7 protein-coding genes are annotated in these 13,160 nt (G+C 63.8%); 2 read left to right on the top strand and 5 right to left on the bottom strand.

Annotated features, from left to right (window positions below):
• Window positions 1–43: 43 nt before the first annotated feature.
• From H577_RS0106195 to H577_RS16920, 5 genes are all read right to left on the bottom strand, one after another.
• Entirely contained in the window at window positions 44–1,600 is a 1,557-nt protein-coding gene (locus H577_RS0106195) for a DNA recombination protein RmuC (RefSeq protein WP_029145217.1), read from the bottom strand.
• Window positions 1,601–1,627: 27 nt separating this feature from the next.
• Window positions 1,628–2,143: a transposase gene (locus H577_RS18065; RefSeq protein ID WP_029145216.1), complete on the bottom strand. Its 516-nt coding sequence runs from the start codon at window positions 2,141–2,143 to the stop codon at window positions 1,628–1,630.
• 198 nt (window positions 2,144–2,341) lie between these two features.
• Window positions 2,342–2,584, bottom strand: coding sequence for a hypothetical protein (locus tag H577_RS18055; protein WP_036284067.1), 243 nt, complete (start codon window positions 2,582–2,584; stop codon window positions 2,342–2,344).
• Between the two features lie 32 nt (window positions 2,585–2,616).
• Window positions 2,617–3,813, bottom strand: coding sequence for an McrC family protein (locus H577_RS16925; RefSeq protein WP_051191812.1), 1,197 nt, complete (start codon window positions 3,811–3,813; stop codon window positions 2,617–2,619).
• A gap of 8 nt (window positions 3,814–3,821) precedes the next feature.
• A complete protein-coding gene (locus H577_RS16920) occupies window positions 3,822–5,960 on the bottom strand; it encodes an AAA family ATPase (protein WP_169566259.1) in 2,139 nt (712 codons plus the stop codon).
• A gap of 665 nt (window positions 5,961–6,625) precedes the next feature.
• On the opposite strand from H577_RS16920, the gene H577_RS0106170 reads away from it, so the two are divergent.
• Window positions 6,626–9,502 (top strand): helicase-related protein, encoded by a 2,877-nt coding sequence (locus H577_RS0106170; RefSeq protein WP_036284055.1) that lies wholly within the window; start codon window positions 6,626–6,628, stop codon window positions 9,500–9,502.
• A 1-nt stretch (window position 9,503) separates the two neighbouring features.
• Window positions 9,504–13,160 (top strand): Eco57I restriction-modification methylase domain-containing protein (locus H577_RS0106165; RefSeq protein WP_029145214.1); only part of this gene is annotated, 3,657 nt, incomplete at its 3' end.

Below are 13,160 nucleotides of genomic sequence, written 5' to 3'. Positions count from 1 at the left end.
GGTCATGCGTTCAGGTGTCGGGCCCGGTCACGCGCCACCGCGCTCAGGACTTGATGTCCTCCAACTCAGCCTCAAGATCGACACCCGTGACATCCATGAGCTCATGAGCTGAGTCGGCCTCCACCTCGACCAGCTCGACCCGTTGGAGCCGACGCTCCACCGCGCGCGTCCGCCGGCCGGCCTCGGACACCGTGTTCTGCGCCGTCTGCAGCTGCTTCTCGAGTTTGGACCAGACCTGACCGTACTTCTGGAACTCAGCCTTGGCCGCGCCCAGCACCTGCCAGACTTCCGAGCTACGCTTCTCAATCGCGAGCGATCGAAATCCGACTTGCAGGCTGTTCAACAGTGACATCAGTGTCGTCGGCCCAGTGACGAGGATCCGCAGCTCACGCTGCAGACGCGCGGCGAGTCCTGGCCGGCGGATGACCTCAGCGAACAGCCCCTCGGTGGGAAGATACATCACAGCGAAATCCGTGCTGTACGGCGGTTGGATGTACTTCTGCGAGATGAGCCTCGCCTGCGTGAGGACCACCCGCTCGAGTTCCTTGCTCACGGCCTCGACCGTGACCTTGTCGCCATCTTCGTGCGCCTGAAGCAGTCGCTCGTAGTCCTCCTGTGGGAACTTCGAATCGATCGGAAGGTAGACGGGTGTCCCGTCCTCGTCCCGTCCAGGCAGCCGCACGGCGAATTCGACCCGCTCCGTGCCACCCGGCTTGATCGCGACATTCTCTTCGTACTGTCCTGGGGTGAGGATGTCCTCCAACTGGCGCGACAGCTGCACCTCGCCCCAACTTCCACGGTTCTTCACGTTCGTGAGCACACGCTTGAGTCCACCGACATCCGACGCGAGGGCCTGCATCTCGCCGAGGCCCTTCTGCACCTGTTCCAGCCGCTCACTCACGAGCGTGAACGATTCACCCAGTCTCTTCTCGAGTGTCCCCTGGAGTTTCTCGTCGACGGTCTCACGCATCTTCTCAAGCTTGGCCTCATTGCCGGCCCGCATCTTCTCGAGCTCCACGCGGAGCAGTTCTTGAAGTTCGGTGTGCTTTGCGGCGGTCGCCTTGTCGAGCTCTTGGATCCGGTCGGCGTTCTCCCGCAGTGACTTCGTCAAGCTCTCACGGAGCTTCTCATCGACGGTCTCGCGGATCTTCTCGAGCTTGGTGTCGTTGTCACGCCGGAGCGTCGTGAGATGGTCTTCGACTTCTGTACGGAACGCCGTCTGCCAGTCCGCCTGCGCCGCGCGCTCGGCGTCGAGCTTGGTACCGATCTCACCGACTGTGCGCCTGAGTTCCTCCTGATACTGCGCGTCACTCTGCTGACGGGCGAGACGATCCCGGTCCGCCTGTTCCCCCTGCGCCTTGGCCGCCCAGGCGAGGCGCCCGTCAAGCTGTTGCTGGCTCTGGGCGAGTGCAGCCAAGAGTTCCGCGCGTTGACCGGCCTGATCCTGACGGCTCCTACCTTCCAGCTCCCGAATGGCTTCGTATACGGGAGTGAGCTCCGCGGTCACACCGCCTCGAGGACGGAAGACGATGATGAGGATCAAGACCGTCGCACACAACAACAAGCCGATAATGCTGATAATCAGAGCAGCTGTTTCCACGGAACCCCTCCTTGAACGGCACGGGCACTACCTGAATGCGGCACCCTCCATTAGAACTCTCTCACACCCCTCCGACATCATCACAGCATGGCCGCCAAACCGGCTTTTCGGGCATCTGGTGGGGGTCATGGCGTGAGGCCGCCGGCGGCGAGCAGTATGTGTAGCCGGTAGTTGTGCCTGTTGCGGTAGCCGCGCGCGCCGGCGGTGGAGTTCGGTGATCCCGTTCGCGGCTTCGGTGCCGCCGTTGTTGGCGCGGTGGGTGGTGAAGTAGGCCAGGAACGCGTCGCGCCAGCAGCGGACGGTGCGGCCCGGGCGGGCGATCTCGGGAATCGGGGAGGTGCGGAACGTGTCGACGACCTTCTCGGCGATCGGCCGCCCCTCGGCAAGGTCCTCTTGGGGGTAGGCGAAGCGGAGGTGCTGCGCGCACTGCCGTACGACGAACACCTCGTCATGGGCAGATTCGGCTTCGATCGCGGTGGTCAGCCTGATCTGCTGTTTGGCGGTGAGGTTCTCGAGCCGGGACTGGTCCTCAGCGAGCTTCACGCGTTCAGGTTCGACAGCCAGCCACACCGTCTTCCACAACGTGCCCAACTGGCGGGCGAGCCCAGCGATGGTCGCGTGTTCGCGACGCAGTTGCCCGATCGCAGCGGCGACGGCACGCGTGGTGATCGACCCGCCCGCTGCGACCAGTGCCGGAAGCTGCTCGACGAACGTCTTCCGTGGGCAGCCCTCATCGACGCATCACCAGACCCGTTGCCGCCACACGATCCGCTCCCGCGTCGCGCCCAGGACATCGTGCAGCACGCGGTAGCGACGGCCCCGGCCGACAGCGACGACGCCGCACCCCGGCCACCCGGTCGGCGTCGAGGGGCTCGAGACCGTCACGACCAGCAGCCTGTCGCGACGGGCGACGTCCTCGGCATGGACGCCGTCGACGCCGAGCAGCAGATCGCAAGGTCGGACGTTGCCGCCGGAGTGGAGCACCAACCTCGCGTCCGCAGCGGGCACTGTATGCCTCACGCGAGTAGTTCGTGAGCGAGCCGATCCAACATCTGCACGAGCTCGATCGGCGTTCCATGCAGCGAGACAGCGTGGGCCACGATGTCGACGCCTGCCATCGGAATGGAGTATGTTCGCGGTTCAACCTCGCCGGAGGCATAGATAAGGTGCGCTCGTCGCAGACCAAAGGCGAGGGCGTACGCGACTGCCTGGTATATGTCCGCGTTCGGCGGCGACCCGTCGTTCGCGCCCCAGCTCTTGTACTTCGTGTCGGCGACGGCAACCGGTTCGCCCATCACGCGGAGAACGATGTCGGGCCGCAGGGGTATGCGCCTACCGTCATCGAACCAGCTCGAGCGATCCTGAAGATCGACGTCGTAGCGATGCGGTGAAAGCGTACGCGCGAGCCCTCGGCCGACGAATCGCTCGAACAGGTGTGCCGGCTCAACAAGGACCGTGCCCGCCCTGTGGAGCCCGCTCACCTGCGCGAACGACGTCGCGTTCAGGATCGCTCGAGCGATCTGCAGCGGGAACTGCAGGTACCTCGTCTGACGAGTCGCCGACGGCAACCGAATACTGATGCCGACCGGGAGAACTCCAACCTCGCTGAACAGGACGAGTAGCGCGTTTGCGCGGCGGCAGAGGTCATCGGAAAGATCCGCGAATCTCAGCACACGCCGGAGCGCGGTGTGAAGAATCCTGTTCTCATAGATGTCCTCGGTGAACTCATCCACAACGAGCGCGAGGGGAATCGGCATCCCCGGCCGAGAGTTCAGCTGGCGAGCGATGTCCCACCGTCCGCGGACGATGAGGGCGGTCTGCCGCTCTTCGCGGTACCCCTTGACCAGACCTTGCCGGGTCGCACCCTCGACCGCAGCGATGAGGGCCGATGCGAGCGCAGACGGCAACCCGGCATCCTCGTCGACCATCAGATTAGCGTCGAGCAGCGAAGTGTGCACGGCCCCCACAGAGGCCATGAACACCAGGTTGCGCAGCGGCACTTTCGGTCTGATCATGACGGTCGAATCGCCGACGACCACGCTCCCCACCTTGGAAACGTCGGAGACCAGCCATACCTGGGGTTCCTCGGTCGGCTCCACTGTGCACACGTCGAGCCCCCGCAGCGCGAGCGCTTCTGCCTGCGTCAGCGTGACACGCGTCGTACCAATCTCGTCGATGTGGACGGTATGCATCGGCCTGGTGAGCACGATCATGGCGAGACTCAGCGCGCACTCGCGGAGCGTGCAAGCCGGGCTATGATCGCCTCGAGCCCGAAACGCGCCCTCACGTCGACACCGGTGCCGTAGTGCCGCTCTTCGAGCAGGGGCAGAAGGCTCTCATCCCACGTTGCGCGCAGGTCCTCGTGTGTCAGGGTCTCAGGTCGGAGCAGATGACTCGGCCCGATCTTGTCGTCTCGGTTTCCGACAGCCCGATTGAGTTCCTCGAACAGTTGCGCCACGGGCAGCGTCTGCGGATGCTTCTGGCTCCAGCGTTCGAGAATCCCAGCAACGGGCGCGTCATCCGGATGGAGTTCGAAGAACGAGAAGCGGCGGCGCATTGCCGAGTCCAGCAGCGCAATCGACCTGTCGGCCGTGTTCATGGTGCCAATGATGAAGACGTTCGAAGGCAAAGCAAACGTGGTCGACCCGTCGATGCCGGAACCCTCGTAGAGCAGGCGGATCTCCTCGTCTCGGTACTCAAGCAGGTAGTACAGCTCTCCGAACACCTTCGACAGGTTCGCGCGGTTGATCTCGTCGATGAGCAGGATGTGCGGCTGATCGGGATTGGCGCTCGCTTGTTCGGCGATCGTCCACAGCGGTCCGTGCGAGAGTGTGAAGGCAAGTTGACCGTCGTTGTTTGTCTTCGGTCGATACCCCGCAAAGAAGTCCTCGTAGGTGTACGAGGGGTGGAACTGAATGCGATGCACCGATCCGCCCCGTGCCGTCACGGCTTCAGCGAGCGCCTTGGCGACGTAGGTCTTACCGGTGCCGGGCGGACCATAGAAGATGATCTGTCCACGGCGGTGCAGCGCGCGGAGGACAGCTGAGATCCAGCCTTCATCGAACAGGAGTTCGTCGGCCAGCTTGTGTGTGTCGATACCCCCCACCGTGAACGCTTTTCCGGTGCCGACCTGTCGCGTCTCTTGCTCAGGCTCGTCCCCGACTTCGGTCTCGGGCTCCGGCTGTGATGGTGCGGGATGCCAGACCGAATAGTACGGCTCGGCGTAAAGACCGACGGTGGCGTTGCTCTTCACCTGCAGGGCGATGATGATCCTCTGCAGGTCGACATCCCCGTCACCGCTTGACTCGCCGCCGATCTCTCCCGCAAACGCCTCTGCGATTCTTCGACGATCTTCGGGCGCAACGACTGGACCGAAGAACCCCGGGTGAGCAAGGTACATGAGGGAGTACCGCTGGGTGGGAAAAGCGTCGCCGGGAAGACTCTGCACGAGCGAACGCCAGGCGAGCGGTTCTCGGAGTGCCTCCTCTTGCGCATGTTCATCGAGGTCTTGCCAGGCGAGGGCCAGGTCGAGGATGAGCGTGACCGCCTTGACAATATTCGATTGCATCCCTTGACCTGGATTAAATGATCCACCGCTGAACGCCTCCTCGATCGTCCGTGGAATGACCACGGGGTGCTTCATAAGACTAAGCACGCTCTTGATCCGCTCAGTCTTGCGCGCCTGGCCGATAGCCTTGCTGATCGGCAGCACCTGCAGGGTGAGTACCTCGACCATCAGAAGGATCTCGTCGTCCGGCGCGCCGGCCAGTTGATTCGTGATGTTGTCGAGAAAATGCGTGGCCGTCACCGGCGCATTCGCCCAGCGATCGTGCAGCCTCTCCACAGTCGATCGCGACCAGATGTCGCGTCCCGGACTGAAGACGGACTCACCCGTCTTGAAGGCCAGTTCGAAGAAGTCGGCTGCGGCGCGAACAACCCGCCGCTGATAGATGTTGGCAGCCACCCACATACGCGGGAGCGCGTCGCGTTCCTCCTCCTGCGAGCGTGAACGCACCTCGCTCGACTTCGCACGCATCGCACGGAAGAACTCGTTGGTATCCGTTAGCTGATCCAGAGCCTCGGCGCCGGTACCGGTGATCTGCCAACGTCCGCTCCCGTCAGCAGCTTTGAGGAGCCATCCCGCGTCGACGAGGTCCTGAGACATCCAGTTCCAGTCCTTCTTGGCCCGTGACGCACCACCGGGCGTGGTTGCTTCAGCCTCGTGTGCGTTCAGGGGCCACTGCTTTTCGACCAGTTCCCAAACGTCACCAGCCTGCATCTCACCGCCCACACCGACGTGGTCCTTCAGCACCTGCAGAGTGGCACGGGTGCGCTCAGCGCGCCGGACTGGCTCTTCCATCAATGACCTCCATGGGGATGAAGCAGACACCAGAACATCTACCACACGCCCCAGACGCCGCAGCCCGTGATCGAGTTGCGGCGCTCGGCTCGAACCCCCTCGGTGCGTGACAAGATGTATGCCCCGGGATGAAGACACGAGGCACCGGTCTGGCAAGAACCACAAACGTGTCCTCAAGCGATCTTCCCGGCGCGACGTGAGGCGATCACGAGTGATCTGCGCCACGCAGATGACGTGACGGCGCCGCTCGACGCATGCCACCGTAAACGAACGCTGACCAGGGAGAATGATGGCACGGATACGCTCGCTTAAGCGCAGAAACCCATCTAGCCAGTTGCACCCTACAGAGGTGGATGCAACGTGGACCATCGTTAGAACGCCGACAGGTCCATATTTCGAACTCACGACCTATGGTTCGGATCAGCGCCAGTCGAAACCAAAGCCGAGCCAGACGTTTCAGCTCGATCGCCATATGGCTCAGTCGCTACGAGTCGCGCTGGACGAAGTGTTCGGCTTTCCGGACTCCCCCGCGTAACCGCCGCCCGACGACGGGGTGACCGAGTTCGGAGGACGCTCGTCCACATTGGACCTGAGGCGGCACGTCCCGTTCCGCCGATAGTCTCGATCCGGAGCTTGTCGCTGAGAGAAACCATTCAGGAGGGACCATGGCGTCAGACGTGCTGTCGGAGAGGATTGCGATCGTTCCGGGGTCGATCGTCGTCGTTCGGGATGCCACCTGGATCGTCATCAGCGTCGAAGAAACGCAAGGCGGTCGCCTCGTCCGCGTGCAAGGCTTGTCCGAGCTCGTGCGCGACACCACCGCCGCGTTCTATGACAGCCTCGACGAAATCGTCCCATTGGACCCGTCAGATGCGACTGTCAAGGCCGACGTCAGCCCCGGGTTCCGCCGCGCGAAGCTGTGGCTGGAGGCGACGATCCGCAAGACGCCAGTGCCGCTCGCCGACCCCGAGTTGACCGTGTCGACGCAGATGCTCGTCGACACGCTCGGCTATCAGAAGTCAGCGGTGCGCAAAGCACTCGACCCTGCGAACCTGAGGCCGCGCATCCTCCTCGCCGATGCTGTCGGCCTTGGCAAGACAATCGAAATTGGGATGATCTTGTCGGAGCTCGTCCGGCGAGGCCGGGGCGAGCGCATCTTGGTTGTGACGCCCAAGCATGTCCTTGAGCAAATGCAGTTCGAGCTGTGGACACGATTCGCGTTACCATTCGTGCGGCTTGACTCCGTCGGTATCCAGCGCGTCCGTCAGAAACTACCCGCCACCCGCAACCCGTTCTCGCTGTACAAGAGGGCGATTATCTCGATCGACACCCTGAAGCAGGACAAGTACAGGGCTCATCTCGCACGCCATCAATGGGACGCCGTCGTCATCGACGAATCGCACAACTTAACCGGCGCAACCCAGAACAACGCTCTCGCTCGGCTGCTCGCACCAAACACTGAAGCGCTTATCCTTGCTTCGGCCACCCCTCATAACGGCAAGAAGGAGTCGTTCGCCGAACTCATCCGGTTGCTCGAGCCGACAGCCGTGACTCCCTCGGGAGACGTCATTGATTCCGAGGCGCAGCGCCTCATCGTGCGCCGCCACCGACACAGCCCCGAAGTCGCCCGCGAGGTGGGCGCGCAGTGGGCCGAGCGGCTGCCACCGCAGAATCTCCTTGTCCCGGCGAGCCCAGCAGAGGACGCAATCGCTGCGGAGCTGTCCGCGGTCTGGCTGCACCCGCAGACGAGTTCTCCATACTCCGGCGACAATAAGGGCCTCTTCCCGTGGACGCTCGCGAAGTCCTTCCTTTCGTCCGCCGCGGCACTGCGCGAGACCGTTCGCGAAAGGATGAAGCGGCTCGGTCCCGTGCCGACTATCGCACAGCAGCGCGAACTGGACGCACTGAAGCGCCTCCTGGCGCTCGCTGATGGCGCCCTCGCCGCGCCCTCGGCGAAGTACACAGCGTTGCTCGACTACTTGCGGGGCATCGGTATCGCTGCGGGAAGTAGCGAACGCGTGGTCATCTTCTCTGAGCGAGTCCCCACGCTCAAGTGGCTAAGCGCACAGCTGCAAAACGACCTCAAGCTCAAGCCGGACCAGGTCGAGATACTCCACGGCGGCCTCACCGACGTCGAACAGCAACGCATCGTCGAGAGCTTCAAGAAGTCGTCGTCGAAGATCCGCGTATTGATCACGGGCGATATCGCGTCCGAAGGCGTCAACCTTCATTCCCAGTGTCATGAGCTGGTGCACTACGACATCCCGTGGAGCCTCATACGCATCGAGCAGCGTAACGGCCGCATTGATCGGTACGGGCAGACGAAGCGTCCGCAGATCACGACGCTCCTGCTCTCTCCATCCGACGAGCGCTTCTCGGGCGATGTGCGAGTCATCACCCGTCTCGTCGAGCGCGAGCGCGAGGCCCACACGGCCCTGGGCGACACCGCCTCGTTAATGGGTAAGTACGATGCCGATGCTGAGGAGCAAGCAATCGCGCAGGTCTTGGCCCGTGGCACGGACTTCGACGAAGTTGTCCCGACCGTCGCACAGGCCCTAACCGGCGGGGACACCGTCGCCGCCCTGCTCGCCCGGATTGCTGGTGGAGGCCAGGATGCGCCCGCCGGGCCCGCTGTCATCTCGGTCGACCCGTCGAGCGGCCTGTTCGCTGAGCCAGTCGCGTTCCTCTCCGAAGCCCTTCACGAGGTGTACGTCACTCCGGCCGCGGCTCCTGGGCAGAGCGCTGGCGAAGGGGGTGTGGAGTGGCGGTCTCACCCGGAGCACGGCACGGTATCACTGATTCCGCCGCGCGACCTTCGCGCACGTCTCGAGGTTCTGCCACAGTCCTATCTGCAAGAGCGCAAAGTCGCCAAAGGCCTCACCTTGGCGACGACCGAGTCGCGTGCGAACGCTCTCCTTGCCGACGCACGTGAGGACAAGACCAGCTCGAGCCTATGGCCCGAGGCCCATTTCCTCGGCCCACTGCATCCCACTCTCGAGTGGGCTGGCGATCGCGCCCTCGCACGGCTGGGTCGCAACGAGATCTTCGCGATGCGGGGAGATGTCGCTGTTCCGACCCTCTTGCTGGTCGGGACCCTCACGAACCGTCGCGGACAGATCGTCGCGGCATCATTCATGACTGCAGAGTTCCCTTCATTGACGGCCTTGCATCCGTTCGTCACTCCTCACGGCTCGGCGCGCGAAGCGATCTCGGTACTCGGCATCTCCTCTCCGCTCGTCAACAGACAGACCCCGGTCAACACGGATGCACTCACGGCCCTCGTCCGGCCGGCGGTAACAGCCGCTCATAGCGTGCTCGACGGCATCGCCGACTCTGCAGCTGCCACCGTCGAGGAGCGTGTGGACGCCTGGTCGTCGCGCATCAATGACTGGGATGAAGAGGCCGCGGCGATGTCGCAGATCCACGGCCTTAGACAGCGCCGCGACACCGTGGATCGCGAACGCGCCATCGCCGACTCGATGAAGCCCGACCAGCGTCTGGTGAGGCCGCTCACGGTCGTCTTGCCCGCAGAGGAGAACTGAAATGCAGTGGGATGCGTTCATCGTCGGTGAAGAGTGGATCTCTGAGCACTTCTTCACGACCGATGCCACGAAGCAGTCGTTCCAAGCAGAAGTGATCGCGCTGCGCAAGCGATGGAACGAAGAGGCCGAGGATGGGCACGAGACCTCGCGCTCGCGCTTCCTGACGCTGCGCGGGGCGCTTGCCGCTTCCCTAGCGACGCTCGCCGAGTCTGACGGCTCCACTGCGCGCGACCAGATCTACATGCCGCTGCGTGCCGCGCTGGGGTATGACGGGGGCGGGCAGTCCGTCACAGTCAACGGGCCGGTGACGTTCATCGGGGATGCGGCATCTGACACACCCCCTACTCTCGCCGTGATCGACGCGAAGCCCGTCGAGGCGATCGAAGACCTGCTGCGTAAGCATCACGACTCGCTCTGGGAGCCGTATGCCATCGACGAGAATGACACGCACCCCCTCACGGAGGTGCCGCGTCTGCTGTCCAGCCTGTTCGTCACGGATGACGGTCCGACCTTCGCGGTCGTGCTCGCCGGCAGGTGGGTGCTGGTGGCCGAGCGCGAGCGGTGGCCCGAAGGCCGCTACCTGGCCATCGACCTGCAGCTCGTCGCCGACCGCAACGACCAGTCCCGTGCGGGTGAGATCGACCGCACGATCGCGTGTCTGCGCGCGGATGCGTTCATCGAGGATGCGGAGAACACGATCTGGTGGACGCGCGTTCTCGAGGCGTCGCGTCAGCACGCGGTGGGTGTCTCGAAAGACCTGCGCGAAGGGGTGCGGCGGTCGATCGAGATCATCGCCAACGACGTGGTCCAACGTCGTGCACATCTCGGCCTCACTCCGTTGCCCGCCAGTGAGGCCGACGTGCTCGGCAAGCAGGCACTGCGGTTCCTCTACCGCATCCTGTTCCTGCTCTATGCCGAAGCCTCGCCCGAGCTCGCTGTGCTCCCCGTTGGCGCCGGCGAGTATGCCGAGGGGTACAGCCTCGACCGCCTACGTGAACTCGTGTTGGTCGACATCGCACATGATGATGCGGCATCCCGACGCACGCACTTCTACGACTCGCTGAGCGTGCTTTTCCGCATGGTCGACCGTGGTAACGGCGAGCCGCTGGCAACTGATGGCTCACTCCCTGAGGGCCTCATCTTCAATCCCCTCAAGGCCGACCTGTTCCGGCCGCAGGCGACGGCGCTCATCGACGAGGTGGGACTTGGAGACCGGGCGATGCAGCGCGTACTCGAGCACCTGCTGCTGACGAAGCAGAGCAAGAAGTCCGACCGGGGCTTCATCTCGTACGGCGAACTGGGCATCAACCAGCTCGGTGCCGTGTACGAGGGGCTGATGTCGTACACGGGCTTCTTCGCAGAAGAAGACATGTACGAGGTGGCGAAGGACGGCGACTCGTCGAAGGGCTCGTGGGTGGTGCCTGTCGAGCGGTCACGGGGCCTCGCCGACAAGGACTTCGTGAAGACGGATGACGCGGTCACGGGCATGCCGAAGCCGGTGCTGCACGCCCGGGGCAGCTTCGTGTTCCGGCTGGCCGGCCGCGAGCGCCAGCAGTCGGCGTCGTACTACACGCCGGAGGTGTTGACCCGTTTTGTCGTGTCGCAGGCGCTAGAAGAACTGCTCGATCAGGACGGCCACACCACGACAGCTGATGAGATCCTGCAGCTCACGGTGTGCGAGCCCGCCCTGGGGTCCGGAGCATTCGCAATCGAGGCGACACGGCAACTGGCGGACGAATACCTCAGTCGCAAGCAGCGAGAACTCGGCAAGAAGATCGATCCCGAGAGGTACGCAGCAGAGCTCCAGCGCGCGAAGGCGTCAATCGCTCTCCACCAGGTGTACGGAGTCGACCTCAACGCGACCGCCGTCGAATTGGCTGAGATCTCGCTCTGGCTCGACACCATGGTCGCGGGGCTCTCAGCACCCTGGTTCGGTCTGCACTTGCGGCGCGGCAACTCGCTGATCGGTGCACGACGGGCGACGTTCTCGCGGCACCAGCTCGAGTCGCGCACGTGGCTCGGCGACGTGCCGACGGATGTGCCGCTCGGTGACGACACCCATGGTGGCATCCATCACTTCCTTGTTCCCGCGCCCGGGTGGGGTGCTGCGGTCGACGCGAAAGAGGCCAAGACCCTCGCTCCCGAGGCGCGGATCGCCTTGAATACCTGGGCGAAATCGATCAAGCGCAAGCCAACAAAGAGGCAACTCGATCGTCTAGGGACCCTTGCGCGACGGGTTGAGACGCTCTGGTCGTTCGCGCTGCGACGGCGCCAGATCGCCGAGCGGGAGGCCCGGCGTGAGATCCGGCTCTGGGGTCAGCCCGAGCATGAAGGTGACCACGCGGGACCGCAGCCGGTGCAGCGCGATGAGATCGAGCGCACTTTGGCGGCACCTGACAGCGCGTACCAGCGGCTTCGCCGGGTGATGGATGCCTGGTGCGCGATGTGGTTCTGGCCGTTGACCGACGAACTGGTCGACGGTGCTGTGCCTCCGTCACTCGATGAGTGGATCGAAGGGTTGACGTTGCTGCTCGGCGAGCACACCGAGGCGCGCTCGCGCAGCAAGTTCGCCGCGACCGAACTTGAGTTGCCGAGCGAGTGGCACGCGCTGACAACGGCCGAAGAGATCGATCTGAGCTTGGCGAACGCGCCAGCTGTGCGAGAGGTGCTCGAATCGACGCCGTGGCTGCGGGCCACCGAGCGCATCGCTGCGCGCCACGGGTTCTTCCACTGGGAACTCGACTTCGCGCACATCTTCGCCGACAACGGTGGTTTCGACCTACAGGTCGGGAACCCGCCGTGGGTGCGCCCGCGATCCGACGTCGACGCACTTCTCGCCGAGGCTGACCCCTGGTGGCAGCTCAAGTCGAAGTCCACGGCTGCGCAGGACAGGGAGCATCGCGAGTTCGCACTGTCCATCGCCGGTATGCGAGATCTTGTGGTGGACGGCACGACCGATGTGGCGTGCACTGCCGCGTACCTCGGATCCGTAGCGCAGTACCCGCATCTCGTCGGGCTGCAGCCCGACCTCTACCGCTGTTTCATGGAGCAGACGTGGCGGCACGCCGGACCTACAGGTTCGGTTGGGCTGATCCACCCCGAGACCCACTTCACCGATGAGAAGGCGGGGCGCCTGCGGCGGGCAACGTATCGACGACTTCGACGGCACTGGGCATTCGTCAACGAACTGACGCTGTTTGACGAGGTCCATCACCTCGTGAACTACGGAATTCATGTGTATGGGGCGTCGCGTCATCCGGACTTTCTGCAGGCGTCGTCGCTGTATCATCCCGACACAGCTGTACGTTCCCTCTCCCTTCTCAGGAGCGAACATGATGGTTCGGGTGCTGAGCCGGGGTTGAAGGATGAGGAGGGTCGCTGGGATCTGCGTCCGCACGCCAGCCGCATCCAGCACGTCGACGAGGACACCCTCCGCACCTGGCACGCGATCCTGGAGACCGACGACGTACCCATCGCCCAGACACGCATGGTCTACACCGTCAACAAGTCCACCGCCGCAGTTCTCTCCAAACTGGCTGCTGCACCCCGCATCGGTTCACTTGGGCTGCAGTTCTCGGCTGGCTGGCATGAGACGAATGACAGAGCCAAAGGCTACTTCGATGTCGAGTGGGGTGTGCCTGAATCGTGGGATCAGGTG

The sequence above is a fragment of the Microbacterium luticocti DSM 19459 genome, from assembly GCF_000422405.1.
In the GTDB taxonomy this organism is placed as follows: domain Bacteria; phylum Actinomycetota; class Actinomycetes; order Actinomycetales; family Microbacteriaceae; genus Microbacterium; species Microbacterium luticocti.
The sequence above is the reverse complement of the archived record's forward strand: the minus strand, read 5'-3'. Positions and strand labels throughout refer to the sequence as shown.